General features: G+C 59.8%; 18 protein-coding genes. 5 read left to right on the forward strand and 13 right to left on the reverse strand.

Annotated elements, in window-relative coordinates; translation table 11 throughout:
• Positions 1-13 precede the first annotated feature (13 nt).
• Entirely contained in the window at positions 14-1,174 is a 1,161-nt protein-coding gene (locus tag ACIOWE_RS04145) for an AAA family ATPase (RefSeq protein ID WP_401387690.1), read from the reverse strand.
• A 201-nt stretch (positions 1,175-1,375) separates the two neighbouring features.
• Here ACIOWE_RS04145 and ACIOWE_RS04150 point away from each other — a divergent pair, with 201 nt between their 5' ends.
• The 3 genes from ACIOWE_RS04150 to ACIOWE_RS04160 are packed head-to-tail and all read left to right on the forward strand — an operon-like array spanning position 1,376 to position 6,590.
• Entirely contained in the window at positions 1,376-2,479 is a 1,104-nt protein-coding gene (locus ACIOWE_RS04150) for an efflux RND transporter periplasmic adaptor subunit (RefSeq protein WP_401387693.1), read from the forward strand.
• Positions 2,476-3,540, forward strand: a complete 1,065-nt coding sequence (locus ACIOWE_RS04155; protein WP_401387696.1) for an efflux RND transporter periplasmic adaptor subunit — start codon at positions 2,476-2,478, stop codon at positions 3,538-3,540. Before ACIOWE_RS04150 ends, ACIOWE_RS04155 begins: the two co-directional genes overlap by 4 nt.
• Positions 3,537-6,590, forward strand: coding sequence for an efflux RND transporter permease subunit (locus ACIOWE_RS04160; protein ID WP_401387698.1), 3,054 nt, complete (start codon positions 3,537-3,539; stop codon positions 6,588-6,590). Before ACIOWE_RS04155 ends, ACIOWE_RS04160 begins: the two co-directional genes overlap by 4 nt.
• 90 nt (positions 6,591-6,680) lie before the next feature.
• On the opposite strand, the gene ACIOWE_RS04165 is transcribed toward ACIOWE_RS04160, so the two are convergent.
• Complete coding sequence (locus ACIOWE_RS04165) at positions 6,681-7,310, reverse strand: class I SAM-dependent methyltransferase (protein WP_401387701.1); 630 nt, start codon at positions 7,308-7,310, stop codon at positions 6,681-6,683.
• A 239-nt stretch (positions 7,311-7,549) separates the two neighbouring features.
• Between ACIOWE_RS04165 and ACIOWE_RS04170 the strand changes: the two genes are divergently transcribed.
• Complete coding sequence (locus ACIOWE_RS04170) at positions 7,550-8,959, forward strand: hypothetical protein (RefSeq protein WP_401387704.1); 1,410 nt, start codon at positions 7,550-7,552, stop codon at positions 8,957-8,959.
• A gap of 85 nt (positions 8,960-9,044) precedes the next feature.
• On the opposite strand, the gene ACIOWE_RS04175 is transcribed toward ACIOWE_RS04170, so the two are convergent.
• From ACIOWE_RS04175 to ACIOWE_RS04225, 11 genes are all read right to left on the reverse strand, one after another.
• Entirely contained in the window at positions 9,045-9,689 is a 645-nt protein-coding gene (locus ACIOWE_RS04175) for a methionine ABC transporter permease (protein WP_401387707.1), read from the reverse strand.
• A complete protein-coding gene (locus ACIOWE_RS04180) occupies positions 9,679-10,800 on the reverse strand; it encodes a methionine ABC transporter ATP-binding protein (RefSeq protein WP_401387710.1) in 1,122 nt (373 codons plus the stop codon). The genes ACIOWE_RS04175 and ACIOWE_RS04180 overlap by 11 nt, the downstream gene beginning before the upstream one ends.
• Before the next feature lie 2 nt (positions 10,801-10,802).
• A complete protein-coding gene (locus tag ACIOWE_RS04185; RefSeq protein WP_401387712.1) occupies positions 10,803-11,612 on the reverse strand; it encodes a MetQ/NlpA family ABC transporter substrate-binding protein in 810 nt (269 codons plus the stop codon).
• Between the two features lie 115 nt (positions 11,613-11,727).
• On the reverse strand, positions 11,728-13,080 hold the full coding sequence (locus ACIOWE_RS04190; protein ID WP_401387715.1) for an LLM class flavin-dependent oxidoreductase: 1,353 nt from the start codon (positions 13,078-13,080) through the stop codon (positions 11,728-11,730).
• Positions 13,080-14,273: an SfnB family sulfur acquisition oxidoreductase gene (locus ACIOWE_RS04195; protein ID WP_401387718.1), complete on the reverse strand. Its 1,194-nt coding sequence runs from the start codon at positions 14,271-14,273 to the stop codon at positions 13,080-13,082. Before ACIOWE_RS04195 ends, ACIOWE_RS04190 begins: the two co-directional genes overlap by 1 nt.
• Before the next feature lie 25 nt (positions 14,274-14,298).
• Positions 14,299-15,540 (reverse strand): SfnB family sulfur acquisition oxidoreductase, encoded by a 1,242-nt coding sequence (locus tag ACIOWE_RS04200; RefSeq protein ID WP_401387721.1) that lies wholly within the window; start codon positions 15,538-15,540, stop codon positions 14,299-14,301.
• Positions 15,541-15,859: 319 nt separating this feature from the next.
• Positions 15,860-16,624: a hypothetical protein gene (locus ACIOWE_RS04205; RefSeq protein WP_401387724.1), complete on the reverse strand. Its 765-nt coding sequence runs from the start codon at positions 16,622-16,624 to the stop codon at positions 15,860-15,862.
• A 474-nt stretch (positions 16,625-17,098) separates the two neighbouring features.
• Complete coding sequence (tcyN, locus tag ACIOWE_RS04210; protein ID WP_201238557.1) at positions 17,099-17,848, reverse strand: L-cystine ABC transporter ATP-binding protein TcyN; 750 nt, start codon at positions 17,846-17,848, stop codon at positions 17,099-17,101.
• A 4-nt stretch (positions 17,849-17,852) separates the two neighbouring features.
• Positions 17,853-18,518: a cystine ABC transporter permease gene (tcyL, locus tag ACIOWE_RS04215; protein WP_007918741.1), complete on the reverse strand. Its 666-nt coding sequence runs from the start codon at positions 18,516-18,518 to the stop codon at positions 17,853-17,855.
• Positions 18,518-19,318 carry a cystine ABC transporter substrate-binding protein gene (gene tcyJ, locus ACIOWE_RS04220; protein ID WP_401387727.1) on the reverse strand — a complete coding sequence of 267 codons (801 nt, stop codon included), beginning with the start codon at positions 19,316-19,318 and terminating at the stop codon, positions 18,518-18,520. Before tcyJ ends, tcyL begins: the two co-directional genes overlap by 1 nt.
• A 285-nt stretch (positions 19,319-19,603) precedes the next feature.
• Entirely contained in the window at positions 19,604-20,608 is a 1,005-nt protein-coding gene (locus tag ACIOWE_RS04225; RefSeq protein WP_401387730.1) for a D-cysteine desulfhydrase, read from the reverse strand.
• 190 nt (positions 20,609-20,798) lie between these two features.
• On the opposite strand from ACIOWE_RS04225, the gene epsC reads away from it, so the two are divergent.
• Complete coding sequence (epsC, locus tag ACIOWE_RS04230; protein WP_103304122.1) at positions 20,799-21,725, forward strand: serine O-acetyltransferase EpsC; 927 nt, start codon at positions 20,799-20,801, stop codon at positions 21,723-21,725.
• Positions 21,726-21,736 lie beyond the last annotated feature (11 nt).

Raw genomic sequence — 21,736 nt, forward strand, 5'->3', positions numbered from 1 at the left:
CTTGAAGCACCGCTCAATCCGGCCAATGCCACGCCGGCTCATCCAGCATCCGTTGCCCGACAATCCCGGTCTGCCCCAGCGTCTTCTCCAGCACGATGCAATTGCACTCGGGATCTTCCTGCAACGCCGAAATCAACCGCCGTGCATGGGATACCACCCACACCTGGCATTCTTCCGAGGCGCGAATGATCAAGCGTGCCAGCGCCGGCAACAGATCCGGATGCAGGCTGGTTTCCGGCTCGTTCAGCACCATCAGTGACGGTGGCCGGGGTGTCAGCAACGCTGCGACCAGCAGCAGATAACGCAACGTTCCGTCCGAAAGTTCAGCTGCCGATAACGGCCGCAACAACCCTTCCTGATAAAACTCGATGGCAAAGCGGCCACCGGCCAACGGCGCGATGTTCAATCGTGCGCCGGGAAACGCATCGCTGATCGCTGCCTGCAATGCTTCGGGATCACCAATTTCACGGATGGTCTGCAACGCTGCCGCCAGATCCCGCCCATCGTGATGCAACACCGGCGTGCGCGTGCCCAGCTGCGGTTGGCGCACCGGCGCTTCGGCGTCGCTGCGAAAGTGATCGTAGAAGCGCCAGCGGCGGATGAACTCACGCATCTGGAACACTTCCGGTGAGCTGCGCAGGCTGCCGACCTGATCGAACAGGCTGTCGAAATTCGGCGTGTGCTGAGCCAGTACATCCCAGCTACGGCCTTCGCGAGCACGGATCATCGGCCCGTCGCGATCCACCAACAGGCTGGCCGGGCGATAGAACGGCCCGGCCCAGATGCATTCCTTTTTGATTTCCGGGTCGAGGGAAAAAAAAGAACGACTCGGCTCCGGCAAACCCAGGGCAATCGAGTAACTGAAATCCTCACCGGCAAACCCCAGGCGCAGACGCTTCACGCCTTGGCGCACGGTCGGCTCGATTGCCACTTCGCCGTTGCGCATGCGCCGGCTGATGGTTTCCGGGCCGGCCCAGAACGTCGAGTCCAGCCCGCCCTCACGGGCCAGCGCATTCACCACGCCGCCCTGCGCGGTCTCGGCCAACAGGCGCAAGGCGCGGTAGAGGTTGGACTTGCCACTGCCGTTGGGGCCGGTGATCAGATTCAGTCGGCCCAGCGGGATCACCAATTTATTGATCGAGCGGTAATTGGCCACCGCGAGGGTCTTGAGCATGAAAATCCTTCTCTTGAGGCGACCATTGTAGGAGCTGCCGCAGGCTGCGATCTTTTGATCTTGAGCTTTAAAAGCAAAGATCGCAGCCTGCGGCAGCTCCTACAGGGGAAATGTGCTGATTCGCGTGAGCGAACGTTGAACCCTGTTCTAAGCTCACAGTCGTATCGTCACTTGCACGTTCGTACACAGGAAGGAGTCTGCATGGCGAGTCCCGGATTGAAAACAGCGGTCATGCTGAGTCTGTTCACGTTACTGACCGCCTGCGGTGAGAAAAAAGCACCGCAGGAATACCTGCCACGCGTCTTCGTGCAAGAAGTGAAACCGGCGAATTACGCCGCTTCCGTGACCCTCACCGGCGACGTGCAAGCGCGCGTGCAGACCGAATTGTCGTTCCGCGTCGGCGGCAAGATCATCCAGCGCATGGTCGATGTCGGGGACCGCGTCAGCGCCAAACAAGTGCTGGCCAAACTCGATCCCAAGGACTTGCAGACCAATGTCGATTCCGCCCAAGCCCAGGTCGTTGCCGAGCAGGCGCGGGTGAAACAGACGGCGGCGGCGTTCGTGCGTCAGCAAAAACTGTTGCCCAAGGGCTACACCAGCCAGAGCGAATACGACTCCGCACAGGCAGCATTGCGCAGCAGCCAAAGCGCCTTGAGCGCGGCGCAGGCGCAACTGGCCAATGCCAAGGATCAACTCAGTTACACCTCATTGATTGCCGATGCACCGGGAGTGATCACCCAGCGTCAGGCCGAAGTCGGCCAAGTGGTGCAGGCCACCGCGCCGATTTTCAGTCTGGCCCGTGACGGCGACCGCGATGCGGTATTCAACGTCTATGAGTCGCTGCTGGCCGAACGTCCTTCGGATAACAAGATCACGGTCAGCCTGCTCGACAACCCCGACATCAAAACCACTGGCACTGTGCGCGAAATCACTCCGGCAGTGTCGGCGCAGTCCGGCACCGTGCAGGTCAAAGTCACCCTCGACAAGCTCCCGACGGGCATGCAGCTCGGCTCGGTGGTCAGCGCCACCGCGAAAGGCTCCGGCAAATCGGCGGTTGAACTGCCGTGGTCGGCACTGACCAAAAACATCAGCGATCCAGCGGTGTGGATGGTCGACGAGCAGGGGCTGGCGCAGTTGCACACGGTCACGGTTGGTCGTTACCTGACCGGCAAAGTGATCATCAGCGAAGGTCTCAAGGGCGGCGAGAAAGTCATCGTCGCCGGCGGCCAGTTGCTGCACCCGGGGATGAAAGTCGAGATCGCCGAAAACACCTATAAAGATCTGCAACCGGGAGCACTGCCATGAAGTCGCTATGGCTGTTAGCCGTTGCCGTGTTGTTGGCCGCTTGCTCAAAGAAAGAGCCGCCGCCCGAACCTGTGCGCCCGGTGCTGTCGGTCAAGGTCCAGGCGTTGAGCGAAGAAAGCCTCGGGCGTTTCGCCGGGAGCATTCAGGCGCGCTACGAGAGCAACACCGGTTTCCGTGTCGGCGGGCGTATTGCCAGCCGCAACGTCGATGTCGGCGCCGAAGTGGAGAAGGGTACGCTGCTCGCCACCCTCGACCCGTCCGATCAGCAGAACCAGTTGCGCTCTGCCCAAGGCGATCTGGCCAAGGTTCAGGCGCAACTGATCAATGCCCAGGCCAACGCCCGGCGTCAGCAAGCCCTGTTTGATCGCGGGGTCGGCGCCCAGGCGCAACTCGACATCGCCACCACGGATCTGAAAACCACCCAGGCCTCGCTGGAGCAGGCGCAGGCAGCGGTCAACCAGAGCAAGGATCAACTCGGCTACACCGAACTGCGTGCCGACCACAAAGCCGTGGTCACCGCGTGGAATGCCGAGGCCGGACAAGTGGTCACTGCCGGCCAACAAGTGGTGACGCTGGCGCAACCGGACATCAAGGAAGCGGTGATCGACCTGCCGGACACCTTGGTCGACCAGATCCCCAGTGACGTGGTGTTCCTCGTCGCTGCGCAACTCGATCCGAGCATCAACACCACGGCAGTCATCCGCGAAATCGAACCACAGGCACAAAGCGCCACGCGCACCCGTCGTGCGCGGTTGACCCTGGCCGAGACACCACCCGGTTTTCGCCTCGGCACAGCGATCAGCGTGACCCTGAGTTCAGCGATCAAACCGCGTATCGAATTGCCCGCAACCGCGCTGCAAGAGGTCGATGGTAAAACGCGGATCTGGGTGATCGACACCCAAAGCAAAACCGTCAGCCCCCGCGACGTCAGTCTCGTCAGCCGCACCGACAGCACGGTGGTGCTGGCCGGCGGTGTGAAAAACGGCGAGCGCGTAGTCAGCGCCGGCGTCAACAGCCTCAAACCCGGACAATCCGTGAAACTTGACGAGGACAGTCAATGAAAGGGTCTTTCAACCTCTCCGAATGGGCCCTCAAGCATCAGTCGTTCGTCTGGTATCTGATGTTCGTTGCTCTGCTGATGGGGGTGTTTTCGTACTTCAATCTGGGGCGCGAAGAAGACCCGTCGTTCACCATCAAGACCATGGTGATCCAGACCAAATGGCCGGGTGCGACCCAGGAGGAAACCCTCAAGCAGGTCACCGACCGCATCGAGAAAAAACTCGAAGAGCTCGACTCCCTCGACTACGTGAAAAGCTACACGCGCCCCGGCGAGTCGACGGTGTACGTGTACCTGCGCGACACCACCAGTGCCAAGGACATTCCGGAAATCTGGTACCAGGTGCGCAAGAAGATCGACGACATTCGCGGCCAATTCCCTCAGGGGATTCAAGGGCCGGGATTCAACGATGAGTTCGGTGACGTGTTCGGCTCGGTGTACGCGTTTACCGCCGATGGCCTGACCATGCGCCAGTTGCGCGATTACGTGGAGCAGGCACGGGCCGAGATCCGCAATGTGCCGGGGCTGGGCAAGATCGAGATGGTCGGCCAGCAGGACGAAGTGATTTACCTGAACTTCTCCACGCGCAAACTGGCGGCGCTGGGCATCGATCAGCGGCAAGTGGTGCAGAGCCTGCAATCGCAGAACGCGGTGACGCCGGCCGGGGTGATCGAGGCCGGGCCCGAGCGGATTTCCGTGCGCACCTCCGGGCAGTTCGCTTCGGAAAAGGATCTGGCCGAGGTCAATCTCAAGCTCAACGACCGTTTCTATCGTCTGGCCGACATCGCCGACATCAGCCGTGGCTACGTCGACCCGGCCACACCGGAATTTCGTTTCGACGGCAAACCGGCCATCGGTCTGGCGATTGCCATGCAGAAGGGCGGCAACGTTCAGGAATTCGGTAAAGCGCTGCACGCGCGCATCGATCAACTCACCGCTGACCTGCCGGTCGGCGTTGGTGTGCACACGGTTTCCGACCAGGCGGTGGTGGTTGAAGAGGCCGTTGGCGGTTTCACCAGCGCCTTGTTCGAAGCGGTGATCATCGTCTTGGTGGTGAGCTTCATCAGCCTCGGTGTGCGCGCCGGGCTGGTGGTGGCGTGCTCGATTCCGCTGGTGCTGGCGATGGTGTTTGTGTTCATGGAATACAGCGGCATCACCATGCAGCGGATTTCCCTCGGTGCTCTGATCATCGCCCTCGGCTTGCTGGTGGACGACGCGATGATCACTGTGGAGATGATGGTCACGCGCCTGGAAATGGGCGAGACCCGGGAGCAGGCGGCGACATTCGCCTACACCTCGACGGCGTTCCCGATGCTCACCGGTACGCTGGTGACTGTGGCCGGTTTCGTGCCCATCGGGCTCAATGCCAGTTCTGCCGGTGAATACACCTTCACCCTGTTCGCGGTGATCGCCGTGGCCATGCTTGTGTCTTGGGTGGTGGCGGTGTTCTTTGCACCAGTGATCGGCGTGCACATCCTCAGTGCCAACGTGAAACCCCATGCAGCCGAGCCCGGTCGCATTGGTCGTGCGTTCAACCATGGCTTGTTGTGGTCGATGCGCAACCGCTGGTGGGCAATCGGCATCACGGTTGTGTGCTTTGTGCTGGCGGTGTTTTGCATGCGTTTTGTGCAGAACCAGTTCTTCCCATCCTCCGATCGCCCGGAAATTCTGGTCGACCTGAACCTGCCGCAAAACGCCTCGATCGACGAGACCCGCAAGGCCGTCGACAAGCTCGAAGCGACGCTCAAGGGCGACGACGACATCGTGCGCTGGAGCACTTACATAGGCCAGGGTGCGATCCGTTTCTACCTGCCGCTCGATCAGCAACTGCAAAACCCGTACTACGCGCAACTGGTTATCGTCAGCAAAAACTTCGAGTCCCGCGAGGCCCTGAGTCAGCGTCTGCGTGAGCGTTTGCACAAGGATTTCGTTGGTATCGGCAGCTACGTGCAAGCGCTGGAAATGGGCCCGCCGGTGGGGCGGCCGATCCAGTACCGGGTCAGCGGCAAGGACATCGATCAGGTGCGCAAGCACACCATCGACCTCGCCACCGAACTGGACAAGAACCCGCACATCGGCGAGATCATTTACGACTGGAACGAGCCGGGCAAAGTCCTGCGCATCGACATCGCTCAGGACAAGGCGCGCCAGCTCGGGCTGTCGTCCGAAGACGTGGCGAACCTGATGAACAGCATCGTCAGCGGCTCGCCGTTGACCCAGGTCGATGACGATATCTACCTGATCAACGTCGTTGGGCGTGCCGTGGATTCCGAGCGCGGAACTCCGGAAACCCTGCAGAACCTGCAAATCGTCACGCCGAGCGGTACGTCGATTCCGCTACTGGCGTTCGCCACCGTGCGTTATGAACTGGAGCAGCCGTTGGTGTGGCGCCGCGACCGCTTGCCGACCATCACCATCAAGGCGTCGGTGCGCGATGAAATCCAGCCGACCGATCTGGTGAAACTACTCAAGCCGTCCATCGATGCCTTCGCCGAAAAACTTCCGGTCGGCTACAAAGTCGCCACCGGCGGTACGGTGGAGGAAAGCGGCAAGGCGCAAGGCCCGATTGCCAAGGTATTGCCACTGATGCTGTTCCTGATGGCGACGTTCCTGATGATCCAGTTGCACAGCGTGCAGAAGATGTTCCTGGTGGCGAGTGTCGCCCCGCTGGGGCTGATCGGCGTGGTGCTGGCGCTGGTGCCGACCGGTACGCCGATGGGCTTCGTAGCGATTCTGGGGATTCTGGCGCTGATCGGCATCATCATCCGCAACTCGGTGATTCTGGTGACGCAGATCGATGAGTTCGAGAAAAAGGGCTACGCGCCGTGGGATGCAGTGGTGGAAGCCACCGAGCATCGACGTCGACCGATTCTGCTGACGGCAGCGGCGGCCAGCATGGGCATGATCCCGATTGCCCGGGAAGTGTTCTGGGGCCCGATGGCCTACGCGATGATCGGTGGGATCGTGATTGCGACACTGCTGACGCTGCTGTTTCTACCGGCGCTGTATGTCGCTTGGTACAAGATTCGTGAACCGAAGAAGGATGCTGCCTGATACAAAAGCAAAAGATCGCGGCCTGCGGCAGCGCCTGCATGGGAACGCATTCTCCTGTAGGCGCTGCTGCAGGCTGCGATCTTTTGATCTTTAAGCAGCCCGTCGCCAGACACTCGCCAGCCAAGGCTGTTGCTCTCGGGGCAAACCCGCCGGGCGGAAGTAATGTTCCAGCTCGATAAACCCCGCCGCCGTCAACAACCCGCGCCACGCCTCCAGATCGTGATACGAGCCGTACCGCGGCCCATTCCAGCCCTCACGGTTATCCCCGCGTGGATTGGAACTGAACAACACCCCACCCGGTTTCAACGTCCCGCGCAGTTGTTGTAACACCCGTGGCAACTCTTGCAACGGCACATGAAATAGCACCGCATTGGCGAAGATGCCGTCGAAGTGTTCGGCCGGCAGATCAAGCTTCAGAAAATCCTGGCACCACACCTCGCAGCCACTGTCTTCACGGGCCATTTGCGCAAACTTTTCTGAACCGTCGAGGCCGACCGCGACGTGGCCCATGCGCGTAAATGTCTGCAAGTCCCGCCCCGGCCCACAGCCGAAATCGAGAATCGTAAACGGCGCTGTGCCCTGAATGTGCCGCACAAGCGCGTCGATGTTCTGACTGACATCGTGATCGCGGGTGCCCTCACGGAAATCTTCGGCCACCGAGTTGTAGTGGCCGAGGGTCGTGGCGGTGATCTGTTCGAGGTCGCTGGGTGTCTGCTTCATGACGGTGGCTGCGTGGCAAAAAGGAGGTGGGGCTGACTATAAGCGCTTTTGCGCCGAAGAGGATCGCAGCCAGCGACAGCTCTTGCAGGGACAGCATAAAAATCCAACGTTTGTGCAATACATATGTACCGCACCTGGCGGTTCGCAATCGGATGCAATGACGCCTGCGCGATAGACGACTATCGCGATGTCTGCCCTGTTTTTTTCTTCGGGGGGATTCACTCAAAAAAAGGATTTTCATGAGAACTGTCAGCAAACCCGGTTCCACTTCGCCGTCCAACCGCAATACGCTGGATGCCACACCCACCCGTAAAAGATCCGGCCATACGCCGTCTGACGACGGGACGCCGTTGAAGGTTTTTCGTCCTGACGAAGTTTCAGAGGGAGGGGCGCCCGCTCAGCCTGCTGAACCGTCATCCCCGGCAATCACGACGACCGCGTTGCAATCGGCTCAGATCTTGCCCATGCAGCCAGTGACCGGTTCACTGGCGCGCTACAGCTTGAGAGCACCGGCCAACCTGCCCGCAGCCAATGCTCTGGGCTTGAGGGTGTTCAAGAACCGAATCTATGTCGATATCGCGCCCGGCGAGATCGTCCTGGTTCGGGAAACCGGCAAGGCCGGTGAATATCGGGCGGCGCTGGTATCTGAATTGGCAGCTTTGGGGCCGGTGTTGTTTTACCACCCGCAAAGCAAGACCTGGACGCTCGAACGGCCGCAGCCTCTGCCCGAGCCCGGCAAAGTCATTGATATCGACATCGATCAGCTCATTCGCAAGGTCAGAAAAGACCATGCCCAGAAACACCTAGTGCATACCGGTAACGATGATTCATTTGAGTACACCGCGGCACAGAAGGGCACGCTGGTCGCGCGCGGGTTGAGGCAGTTTCCGCCGGAACAGGCGGCGATCATTCGCTCGGAGCTGCAAGCGGTCGAAAACATTTTCGCTGATGCGGGACATGCCATTGGCCAGAAGTACAAAGACGCCGACGCGGTTTACCAAAGCTTCTTTGGCGTTGATCACCATGCTGTTACGCAGCAATTCGCCGATTCAGTCGCCCGAGGCCAGGCCCTGTCCAGAGAGTATCAAGGGATCTGGGGAGGCGAGAAATTCCTCGGGATTGATGAAGACAGCAACAGCGCGGCCTGGATGTACAAAAAAGATTTTCACGGCCGCTTCTTCATCAATCGCAAGTACATGCAGCGCGGGGTTTTGAGCGTTTCACTGGGCCATGAAATGTTGCACACCAACAGAATTGACCGGTTCCAGACCATCGGGCCGAACGCGGCGGATTATTTCTATCTGGACAGCCGACTGGGCCGCTTGCTGGATTGGGATTCGCTGGCCGTTTACGACGTACCGGAGCGCGGTGTCTGCGAAGCGATCATGCGCGGCGGTTTGACGGTCGAGTATTTGAACGCCTTTACCAGTGACCACGATAACTTCCTGTTCGGCGTCAGCGATTACCTCGGAGTTGGCGATGATCTGGAGCTTCAGGCGGCGGTTGATCTGTTCAATGCAAACCCGTCACTGCGAGCGCACTTGGCGGTCAACAACGCTGACAGCCTTGTATACGCGGCAAAAAGCATGCAGACGCTGCATCGAAGCAAAATTGAATATGCATGGCTCGACAGCCTGATTGATGATTGAGGCGCATGCCCCAGAACGGAAAGGAATCGTAGCCTGCGGTATTTCTCATAGGAGCTGCCGCAGGCTGCGATCTTTGGCTCTGGCCTCAGCGTTTGTTCAAGCCGCGGGCGAGGCGATCCCCACCCAACTGAATAACCGCCACCAACGCCACCAGCAGCACAATCACCGTCAACATGATCTGGCTGTCAAAACGCTGATACCCGTAGCGATAGGCAATATCCCCCAAGCCACCCGCGCCAATCGCCCCGGCCATGGCCGAGGAGTTGATCATCGTCACCAGCGTAATGGTGAAACCGCCGACAATCCCAGGCAGCGCCTCGGGCAACAGCACATGCCAGACAATGTGCCAGCGCCGGCAACCCATGGCCTGCGCCGCTTCGATCAGGCCATGATCGACCTCACGCAGACTCACCTCGGCAATCCGCGCAAAGAACGGTGTCGCCGCGATGGTCAGTGGCACCACCGCCGCCCACACGCCGTAGGTGGTGCCGACAATCAACCGGGTAAACGGAATCAGCGCGACCATCAGGATCAGAAACGGGATCGAGCGAAACAGGTTCACGAATGCGCCCAAGGCACGGTTCAACACTGGCGCTTGGTAGATCCCGCCCTTGTCGCTGGTGACCAGAATCACCGCCATGGGAATCCCCACCAGCAACGCGATCAGCGATGACACGCCGACCATCAGAAACGTGTCGATAAAACCCTGCAGCAAGCGCTCAAACCACATAACCCAAGACCTCCACCCGTTGTGCCCATTGCCCGGCACGTTCGCGCAATTGTTCGGCGCTGAACGCTGAACCGCTGACAGCCAGCAGCAGTTGCCCAAGCACATGCCCCTGAATCCGTTCCACGCCGCCCTGAAGCAATTTCACCCGGCCACCGAGGGCAGCAAACAGCGCCGCCAGATCCGGCTCGTCACTGGCACTGCCGGTGAACTGCAAACGCAGCACTACTGCGGCTTCGGAGGAGGGCGGTTGTGTATGCAAGCGGCTTTGTAATTCTTCCGGCAACGCGTGTTGCAGCGGCGTGAGCAAGGTCTGGCTGACCTCGTGTTGCGGATTGCCGAAAACTTCCCACACCGGGCCTTGCTCGACGATGCGTCCGTGCTCCAGCACCACCACGCGGTCGCAGATTTCGCGGATCACCGCCATCTCATGGGTAATCAAAACGATGGTCAGGCCCAGGCGCTGATTAATCTCGCGCAGCAGGCCGAGAATCGACTGGGTGGTTTCCGGATCCAGCGCCGAGGTGGCTTCGTCGCACAACAAAATATCCGGGTCATGCACCAGCGCGCGGGCAATGCCGACACGCTGTTTCTGCCCGCCGGAAAGTTGTGCCGGATATGCCTTGTGTTTGGCTTGCAGGCCGACCAGCTCGAGCAGTTCGCGGACCTTTTTCTCGCGTTGATCTTTCGGTACACCCGCGACTTTCAGCGGCAGTTCGACGTTTTGCCAAACGGTCTTGGCCGACATCAGATTGAAGTGCTGAAAGATCATGCCGATGCGGCGGCGCAGGGCGACCAGGCGGTCTTCATCGAATTCGCCGATGTCGACCTGATCGATCAGCACACGCCCGGAAGTCGGTTGCTCCAGACGATTGATCGTGCGGATCAGCGACGATTTGCCGGCGCCGCTGCGGCCAATGATGCCGAACACTTCACCGCGCTGAATCGCCAGGTCAATGCCTTGCAGCGCCGCGACCGGGCCTTGGTGGCCGTCGTAGGTTTTACCCAGGCCGATGAAGCGCACGTGGGCGCGATTCAACTCAGGATGAAGATCGGTTTTTTCAGCACGTTGTGGCTCTGGAATTTCCAGTCGCCGTTGGGTCGCGGCCGTCATGCTCAGCTTTCCCAACCGGCCTGATACAGCTTGCCGTGGGCCTTGTCCAGCGCAGCGCGAACGACTGGCGAATGCTGGTAAATGTCGACGAACTTGATCAGGCGCGGGTCGGTTTTGCTCTTCGGCTGGATCACGAACTGGATCACGTATTCCTTGTGATCGAGGCCGTCAAACAGCAGTGCGGAACTGGCATCGAAAGTCTTCGCCAGACGAATGTAGGCCGGGTAGCCCTGGACCAGGTCGGCGTCGTCGTAGGCGCGCACCAGTTGCACGGCTTCGACCTGAAGGATTTTGATTTTCTTCGGATTGGCGACGATGTCGTCTTCGGTGGCCTTGTAACCGACGCCCGGTTTCAATGTGATCAAACCGGCCTTGGCCAGCAGTTGCAGACCGCGACCGCTGTTGATCGGGTCGTTGGCGATGGCGACGCTGGCGCCTTCTGGAAGCTCATCGAAGCTTTTGTATTTCTTCGAATAGAGGCCGACGTTGTTGATGATTCCCGGCGCGAATGGCACCAGATCAAAACCGGATGCGGCCTTGGCGTTTTCGAGGAACGGGATGTGCTGGAAGTAGTTCACGTCGATGTCACCGGCGGCGAGGCTGACGTTCGGCGCGATCCAGTCGGTGAACTCGACCAGTTCGACTTTCAGGCCCTGTTTGGAGGCTTCTTCGACCGCGGCTTCCAGCGGGATGGCGAACGCGGCGGTGGTGCCGATTTTCAGCGGTGCGTCGGCGGCGAAGACTGCCGAGCTGAACAGGCCGAAGGCCAGGGCCAGTGCTTTGACTGGGTGGGACAGGAATTTCTGGGTCATGATGGTTTTCCAGTCAGTGCATAAATGTGTGGTGTCTGGTCAGGCCTCTTCGCGAGCAGGCTCGCTCCCACATTTGGAATGCATCCCCTGTGGGAGTGAGCCTGCTCGCGAAGCTTTAGCGGCGAAACGCTGCGCCTGTGTGTTGCTCGGGCAACTGCGCCTCACCGTGAAACAACTTCTCGCGCAGGCTGCCGTTGTCGTACGCGGTCTTGTACGACCCACGCCGCTGCAATTCCGGAATCACCTGTTCAATGAAATCCACATAGCTTTCCGGGGTGACGATGCGGGTCAGGTTGAAGCCGTCGAGGCCGGTTTCGGCGATCCACGACTCCAGTTCATCCGCGACTTGCTCGGGCGAGCCGACCACGGTGATGTAGCGACCACCGAGGGCGTGCTGGTCGAGCAATTTGCGCCGGGTCCAGTCGTTGTTTTGCAGGTTCCTGGTGGCGGACTGGATGGCGTTGCTCTTCACGTACTGGATCGGTTCGTCGATTTCGTACTGGGAAAAGTCGATCCCGGTGGACGCCGAGAAATGCGCCACGCCGGCCTCGGCACTGGCGTAGCTGAGGTACTCGGCGTGCTTGGCCCACGCGGCTTCTTCGGTTGCACCGACGATCACGTTGAGGCCCATGAACACTTTGATGTCCTCGGGATTGCGCCCGGCCTCGACGGCGCTGGCACGCACCTTGTCCACTTGCACCTTGGTCGACGGTTTGTTCTGACCGCTGATGAACACGCACTCGGCGTGACGCCCGGCGAACAGCAAGCCGCGATCGGAACTGCCGGCCTGAAACAGCACAGGCGTGCGTTGCGGTGACGGCTCGCAGAGGTGATAGCCCTCGACCTGATAGAACTCGCCCTTGTGTTCGACCTTGTGCACTTTCTCCGGCTGCGCGTAGATCCGCTGCTTGCGGTCGTTGAGCACCGCGCCGTTTTCCCAGCTGCCTTCCCAGAGTTTGTAGAGAACTTCGAGGTATTCGTCGGCCTGGTCATAGCGGCGATCATGCTCGACCTGCTCGCTGAGGCCCATCGCTTTGGCGGCGCTGTCGAGATAACCGGTGACGATGTTCCAGCCGACGCGACCACGGCTCAAATGATCGAGGGTCGACATGCGTCGGGCGAACAGATACGGCGGCTCATAAGTGAGGTTGGCGGTCAGGCCGAAACCGAGGTTTTTGGTCACGGCAGCCATCGCCGACACCAGCAGCAGCGGATCGTTGACCGGCAACTGGATCGACTCTTTCAGCGTCACGTCCACCGAGTTCTGATAGACGTCGTACACGCCGACGATGTCGGCAATGAACAGGCCGTCGAACAGTCCGCGCTCCAGCAACTGCGCCAGTTCGGTCCAGTATTCAAGGGTGTTGTAGCGAGTGGAGGTGTCGCGCGGATGCGTCCACAAACCATGGTTGATGTGCCCGATGCAGTTCATGTTGAATGCGTTGAGCAGAATTTTTTTCTTCGCCATCAGATGGTCCCCCGCAGCGGCGGGTTTTCATCGTTGAGGTAGTAATTGCCCACCGCGTGATACTTCCAGCGCACCGGATCGTGCAGGGTGTGCACGCGGGCGTTGCGCCAGTGACGGTCGAGGCCGTGTTCGATCAGGGTGGCCTGGCTGCCGGCCAGTTCGAACAGCGAGCTGCCGGCGGCCAGGGAAATTTCGGTACTGATCGCGCGTGCTTCGGCGACGGCAATCGACGCGGCGGCGACAGTCTCGGCGGTCAGTTCGGCTTGAGCTTGATCGAGGAATTCGCCGGCGCGTTCGAGCAGTGCTTCGGTGGCATGCAGGCGAATGCTCAAGTGACCGAAGCTCTTCAGCGTCAGCGGATCTTCGGTGGCTTTGTCGTTGCCCGAGTCGATCCATGGCCGGGTTTTGCTGCGCACGAAGTGCAGCGCATCTTCGTAAGCGGCGCGGGCGATGCCGGTGTCGATGGCGGCGTGGAGGATCTGCGCCAGCGGGCCAACGGTGGTCGGGCGTTCGAAGGCGCTCTGGAACGCAATCACATCTTCGGCGGCAACGTAGACGTCTTCGAATACCACCGAACCACTGCCGGTGGTGCGCTGGCCGAATCCGCTCCAGTCGTCGATCACGCTCAGGCCTTTGCTGTCGCGGGGCACAAAGGCCAGTTGCTGCACACCGTTTTCATCGACCACTGAAGTCGGAATGCGTTGGGCGTAAATCGCACCGGTCGCATAAAACTTGCGGCCGTTGATGCGGTAGCCATCGCCGTCACGCTTGAGGCTGGTGACGCGGTCATGAGCGGTTTTGGTACCCAGCTCCGCGAGGGCATTGCCGAAGCGTTGGCCGGCCAGCACTTCTGCGTACAGACGTTGTTTCTGTTCGTGGCTGCCGTTCACCCGCAGCACTTCGAGGGCATAGAAATGGTTCTGCGGAATCTGTCCGAGAGAGCCGTCAGCCTGGGCGATCAGGGCGATGACTTTGGCCAGGGTCACGTTGGATACGCCGGCGCCACCGTACTCTTTGGGCACGCTGATGCCCCACAGGCCCGAGCGCGAAAACACGTCGAGTTCCGGCAAGGGCAGGCGACGTTCACGGTCACGAATCGCGCTGTCGCGTTTGAAGTCTTCGGCCAGGTCGCTGGCGACGATCAGGGCTTGCTCATCGCTGGTGATGACCGCGACGGGATGGGAAAAAGTCATAGGTTTCTCCAGATGTCTGGTCGTCTCAGATCCAGGAATGGCGAGCCGGCAAAGTGCCGTTGAGGCGATAGGCGCCGACCGCGTGATACTTCCAGCGCACCGGGTCGTGCAGGGTGTGCACCCGGGCGTTGCGCCAGTGGCGGTCGAGGTTGAATTCGGCGAGGGTCGCGCGACTGCCGGCCAGTTCGAAAAGTTTTTCGCTGGCCAACAGCGAGATCTCGGTGGTCAGCACTTTGGCTTCGGCCACAGCAATCGAGGCGCGGGCGGCGGAGTCGGCGGTAAGCGGCGCGGCGTGCACCTGATCGAGCACTTGCCCGGCCTTGCGCAGCAGCGCTTCGGCGGCGTGCAGTTCGATTTTCAGCCTGCCGATATCGGCGATCACGTAGAGGTCATCGCTGGCGCGTTCGACCTTGGCGTCGATCCATGGCCGCGCGCGGGTTTTGACAAAGTCGATGGCGTCGTCGATGGCGCCTCGGGCGATCCCGGCATCGATGGCGGCCTGAATCAATTGCGACACGGCGCCTTGGGTATTCGGTTTCTCGTTGATCTTCCAGTTATCGACGACCAGCCCCGCTTCGACACGCACGTTGTTCAGCAAAATCGTGCCGCTGGCGGTGGTGCGCTGACCGAAGCCCGACCAGTCGTCGACGATGCGCAAACCCGGAGTGCCACGACGGACGAATGCCAGCACCTGCTTGCCGTCATCGTTGAGCGCCTTGACCGCGACCCAGTGCGCGAACAGTGCGCCGGTGGAGTAAAACTTCTGGCCGTTGATCACGAAATCGTCGCCGTCGGCGGTGATTCGCGCTTTCAGTTCCAGAGTGTTTTTGGTGCCGCGCTCAGGGCCGGCATTGCCGATGCGCCAGCCTTCCAGAACACTCTGGAACAACTGCTTTTTCTGTTCTTCAGTGGCACTGCCGAGCACCAGATTGATGATGCCGAACTGGTTCTGCGGGATCTGTCCCAGCGCCGGGTCGGCCGCGGAAATGATCGCGAACACCTCGGCCAACGTAACGAAGGAAACCTGCGGACCACCGTACTCGCGCGGGATGGCGATGCTGCCTAGGCCGCTGCGGGTGAACTGTTCGATTTCCGACCACGGCAGCTTGCGCTGGCGGTCGCGTTTGGCGGCCTGCACGCGGGCGACTTGCGCCAGCTCCTGCGCGGCCTTGATGGCTTGGGCGTCGTTGCGCAAGACCTGCGCGGGCAACAACAACGGGGCGATGTCCAGATCTGACTGGATGGTTGCATCTGCCAGACTGGACATCAGTGCCGCTCCTTGGCTGCACGCAATGCCCTGGCGATCTGCACTGGGGTGATTGTGTTCCGGACCATACTACCTACCTCACATCTCATGAAAAACGCCGCAAAAGTGCGGCGAAAGAAAGAATGTCCGGTGGTCCGGTTCATATACCCTAAGCGTGTATAAATATTAAATAAACTAACTTTTAGGAATATGTATAGAAGGGGTGATGGTCTGGATGGTTAAGAATTCCAGGAGCGATAGAGATCATGTGGTGAATCAATATTGTGGTGGGGAGATTTATCCCCTCACCACAGAAGCTCTCTTGCCGCAGACAGGTTGTTCACTCCTTGTACGATTCAGCTGCCTTGAACATCGGCTTCAGCGGCACCTTCAAGTAAGGATTCACACAACCGATCTTCAGCGTCCGTGGCGGCGCCCAGCGGGAGTTGTTGCCGACCCGGTCGAGGATGCAATAGGTCACGTCCAGGCGCAGATCCTCGCCTGCCTCGACAATCACTGATGGAGGCACCCAGACCTGAATCGACAGTCCGACATCCGCGGGCGTGATCGGCGCCAGATCCATGCGCACGTCGCCCCAGCGCAAAGTGATGGCGTCGCCTTCGGCCATGTTCAGGTAGGGCTCGATAGTCAGTGGTACACCGCGTTTGATCTGGTTCGGATTCACACCCTGGCGGTGAATCGTTTCGGGAATCGTCACGGGCGCCAGCTGCTGGTTTTCGTCACCACAAAGGGCTGACGGCAGGCCGCCGGGACAATCGAGCTTGACCTCAACCCGCGTCGCCGCCGATAACGCTGCACCTTGACCGACCTGCATCACCCGGTAGTGGATGCGCGCAGTACCGCTGGCAATAAAACTCTCCGGCACCCGCAGGCTGACCGACGCGCCGACGTCCTCGATCTTCAGCACACTTGAGGCGACATAGCATTTGTTCCAGAACAGTTCGATCAGGTCGCCGCAGTCCATGTCGGGGTAGGGCGGCACGTTGACCAACAGATGTCCGGCATCGGCCAGATTGATGCCGGTTTTTTGCGCTGACGCCAGGGTCGGCGCTGCGAGTTCGGGGGTATGCGAAGTGCGGGTCATCGATTTCTCTCCTTGAAGTCTTGCAGCGAAGTCCGTTTCTGGAAGAACAAAAGGCGCGTATCAATCGGCAATAAAGTTGTGAACTTGTGTTCATGTTTAATGCGCGTTGATTTAGATTGGGTAACGCCTGCTGGCGACTAGATAAGAGTGTGAGGAGAGGGGTGTCAATAGACGGTTTTAGTTAATTCGTGAATTACCGGTTAATCAGAAACTTCCTACAATGCCGAGGTCGTATGCCTAGGCGGTATAGCGAATGAGGCTACAAATCTCGAGGGTTTTTGCCGGTTTTTCCACGAAGTTATTTGCAACCAGTCACTCGCCATGCGACGTCTGTCAGACACGTGTTATCTGTTGCAGAACATATATAGGTACAGCGCGATTGATGTTTATTTGTAGGTGTTTATAAGAAGGAATGAAGGCAGGGTAAAGATAACTTCCATCCGTGGAAGTTGGAGGTTGGTGCGTTTGAAGTTCTCAGGCGTGATTCAGGAACTTGCTGAGGAATTGTTGGGTGCGTTCTTCTTTCGGGTTGGCGAACAGCGCTTTCGCTTCGCCTTGCTCGACAATCACACCCTTGTCGAAAAACACCACACGGTTGGCCACGTCGCGGGCGAAGCCCATTTCGTGGGTGACGATCACCATGGTGCGTTTCTCCTCGGCGAGGCCGCGGATGGTCGCCAGCACTTCACCCACCAGTTCCGGATCGAGGGCCGAAGTCGGCTCGTCGAAGAGGATCACTTCCGGCTCCATCGCCAGCGCCCGGGCAATCGCCACGCGCTGTTGCTGACCGCCGGACAGACGACGCGGATAGGCGTCTTCCTTGCCAGCCAGACCGACCTTGGCCATCAGCTTTTTGCCCAGGGCAATCGCTGCGTCGCGCGGCATCTTCTTGACCACGATCGGGCCTTCGATGACGTTTTCCAGAGCGGTGCGATGGGGGAACAGGTTGAAGTTCTGAAACACGAAGCCCACGTGCTGGCGCAGATTGCGCACCAGACTTTGCTGCTGGTTCAGCGGGCGGCTGGTATCGATTTCGATATCGCCGACCTTGATCCGGCCACTGGTGGGTTGCTCCAGGAAGTTAAGGCAGCGCAGGAATGTGGTTTTTCCCGAGCCGCTGGGGCCGATGATCGCGACCACCTCGCCTTCCTTCACTTCAAGATCAATGCCGTTGAGCACGACTTGATTCTTGAATTGCTTGGTCAGTTTTTCCACGACAATCATCGCGTCAGGACTCCTGGTCATGCCGATTGACCCGCTCTTCCAACTTGTTCTGAAAGTGCGAAAGCACCGTGGCCAGAATCCAGTAGATCAGCGCGGCGGCAAGATACATGGTGAAGACTTCGAAAGTCCGGGCGGTAATCAACTGCGCCTGACGGAACAGCTCCGGCACCTGAATGGTGGCGGCCAGTGCCGTGTCCTTGACCAGTGAAATGAAGCTGTTGCCCAGCGGCGGCAACGCCGTGCGCATCGCTTGCGGCAGGATGGCCCGGCGCAGCGTTTGCGCGCGGGTCATGCCGATGCTCGCGGCTGCTTCCCATTGCCCGCGCTCGATCGAACCGATCGCGGCGCGGAGGATTTCACAGGCGTAGGCGGCCATGTTCAGCGAGAAGCCGATCAGTGCTGCTGGCAGCGGATCGAGTTCCAGACCCAATTGCGGCAAGCCGTAATAGATCACGAACAGTTGCACCAGCAACGGCGTGCCGCGAAAGAACGACACGTAGATGCGGGCCAGCCAACTGACCGACTTGAAGCGTGACAGGCGCATCAGTGCCAAGCCAAAGCCCAGCAGCAAACCGAAGAACATGCCGCCGAGGCTGAGGACTACCGTGTAGTACGCGCCCTTGAGCAGAAAGGGCGCGGAGTCCAGTGCGAGTTGGAAAGCTTCTTCCATTATTTAGTGACGTCAGCGTTGAAGTATTTCGTGGACAGCTTCTCGAGGGTGCCGTCGGCACGCAGTTCGTCCAGTGCCTTGTTCAGGGCTGCCAGCAGTTCAGGCTCGCCTTTGCGCAGGGCGATTCCGGATTCCTGACGGGAGAAGGCTTCGCCGGCAGCGACGGTTTTCGGCGCTTTCTTGGCGTACTCAAGTGCGGCCAGACGATCGATCAGAATGGCGTCGGTGCGGCCGTTGTTCAGGTCGGCAAACTTGGTCGGATCATCATCGTAGGTACGCACGTCGGCACCCGGCACGTTGGCGCGGACCCACTGTTCGTAGTTGGTGCCCAGGCCTACACCGACTTTCTTGCCGGACAGATCATTGTCGGTTTTGATGTTCAGCGCCGCTTCCTTGCTCTTCAGCACCAGCGCCTGAATCCCGGAAACGGTGTACGGCTCGGAGAAGTCATACTTCTTCTTGCGCTCGTCGGAGATGGTCACCTGGTTGACGACGACGTCCAGACGCTTGGATTCCAGCGCAGCGAGAATACCGTCCCACTTGGTCGGCTGAATCTTGGCTTTGACGCCGAGTTTTTGCGCCAGGGCTTCGGAGAGTTCGACTTCGAAACCGGACAGCTTGCCGTCGGCATCGACGAAGCTGAACGGTGGGTAGGTGCCTTCCAGGCCGACGTTGATAACGCCCTTGTCCTTGATCTGTTGCAGCTGCTCACCGGCTACTGCCTGGCCGATCAGGCCGGCGCTCAGTGCCAGACCCAGCGAACCGACCAGCAGATTGCGACGTAGTGCGGAAAAATTCATGACAAGCCCCTGTGTTTTCTTATGGAAGACGCTTAAGGAAAGTGTGCGAATCCGGGAGTTGGACGACAGCGCTATCCTGCCTTAAAGCAGCTTATGCGTCTCTCGCGAAATTCGCCTGCGGCGAGACTATAAGATGCCTGCTTTAGACTTGAAAATACTTAATATTCTAAATGTTATTCTTTTTTGGAATAAGTGTTGTCTGTGGAAAAGATCGCAGCCTGCGGCAGCTCCTACAGTTGATCCCATGTAGGAGCTGCCGCAGGCTGCGATCTTTTGATCTTTCTCCTACAGAAAATCCTTATAGGCAAACAACGCCGGCGCGCCACCGGTGTGCAGGAAGATGATCGGCCCTTCCTCGAAACGACCGCGGCCAATTCCGTCCAGCAACCCGGCCATGGCCTTGCCGGTATAGACCGGATCAAGCAGCACCGCGTCCTGACTCGCCAGCAGTTTCACCGCGGCCAGCGTCCCGGCATTCGGTTCGCCATAACGCGGGCCAAAGTATTCGTCCCACAGTTCGACTTTGAAGCTGTCCGGCAGCGCGACGCCGAGCAGGTCCGCCGTGCGTTCGGCGAGGCCCTGAACCTTCGGTCGCTGATCTTCTTCACTGCGCGACACCGTCACACCGATCACCGGAAGTTGCGGCAGCGCTTCGCTCAACGCCAGCGCGAGGCCGCTGTGTGTCCCGGCGCTGCCCGAGGCCAGCACCACGGCGGCGAAGTCGAGGCCGGTGTCCCTGATCTGCTCGGCCAGTTCGAGGCCCGCGCGCACGTAACCCAGCGCGCCGAGCGCATTGGAGCCACCGATCGGCACCAGATACGGTTTCTTGCCGTTGCTGCGCAGACGCACGGCGAGGGCCGCCAGTTGTTCGTCGGCGTTGTCGAGGTTGTCGACCAGTTCAACTTTGGTATCGAACAGATCCAGCAACAGCCGATTGCCGTTACCGGTGTAATTGCTGTCGTCGGTGCCCAGCGGATTTTCCAGCAGCGCGACGCAGCCCAGACCAAGTTTGGCGGCGAGTGCGGCGGTCTGGCGGACGTGGTTCGATTGCAGCGCACCAGCGGTGATCAGCGTGTCGGCACCTTGCGCGAGTGCATCGGCGGCGAGGTATTCGAGTTTGCGCAGCTTGTTGCCGCCCATGGCCAGCGGCGTCAGGTCATCGCGTTTGATGTACACGTCACGGCCGAGCCAGGTGGACAGGCGTTCGAGTTTTTCCAGAGGCGTCGGTTGGCCGAGCAGGTCGAGGCGGTTAAAGCGGGCAAGCTGTTGTTTGATCGGTTGTGTGGACATGGTTCCGTACTGGCGGAGGAAGATGAAAGGACTATAGGCACGCGCTTTTGCAGGGGCAACCGTGAATCGCTTATAGCCAAATGGACTGAGCCCAGCACTATCGGTTCTTAATTCGTCCTCGCAGGCATGCCGTAAAGTGGTCGCCGTTGACGCGGCCAGACAGTCCGGCCGCCCGTGAGGAGTCTTTACCGTGAGCGAACGTTCCAGCCATTGGCAATTGCAGACCATCGTCAGCCAACTGCGCGGCGCGCGGGATCAGTGGCGTGCACAAAATGGCCGGGCTTCCGGCGAGCAGGGTGGCCGCGAGTTGCCCTCGCGGGCGGCGATGGCAGAGATTCTCGAAGCGCTGTGCGGTGCGTTGTTTCCGATGCGCCTGGGGCCGGTGGATCTGCGTGAAGAGAGTGAAGACTTCTACGTCGGCCACACCCTCGATGTCGCATTGAATGCCTTGCTGGCGCAGACACGGCTGGAGTTGCGTTACGTCGCCCGCCACAGCGCCCAGGCCGATACCGAAGTCGAAGCCCGCGCGATCCAGATCGTGCAGGATTTTGCCCTGGCCTTGCCGGGGCTGCGCACGTTGCTTGATACCGATGTGCTGGCCGCTTATCACGGTGACCCGGCAGCGCGCAGTGTCGATGAAGTGTTGCTCTGCTATCCGGGAATTCTGGCGGTGATTCACCATCGTCTGGCGCACCACTTGTACCGCGCGGGACTGCCGTTGCTGGCGCGGATCAGCGCGGAAATTGCGCACTCGGCCACCGGTATCGATATCCACCCGGGCGCGCAGATCGGCCGCAGTTTCTTTATCGATCACGGTACGGGTGTGGTGATTGGCGAAACCGCGATCATTGGCGAGCGGGTGCGGATTTATCAGGCCGTGACGTTGGGTGCCAAGCGCTTCCCGGCGGATGAAGACGGGCAGTTGCAGAAGGGCCATCCGCGCCATCCGATTGTTGAGGATGATGTGGTGATATATGCCGGGGCGACGATTCTTGGGCGGATTACGATTGGCAAGGGGTCGACGATTGGCGGCAACGTGTGGCTGACGCGCAGTGTGCCGGCGGGGTGCAACCTGACCCAGGCCAATCTGCAGCATGATGACGGGACGCAGAAGTAGGCGTCTGACAT

It is taken from the genome of Pseudomonas sp. NPDC087598 (assembly GCF_044743525.1).
Classification (GTDB): Bacteria; Pseudomonadota; Gammaproteobacteria; order Pseudomonadales; family Pseudomonadaceae; genus Aquipseudomonas.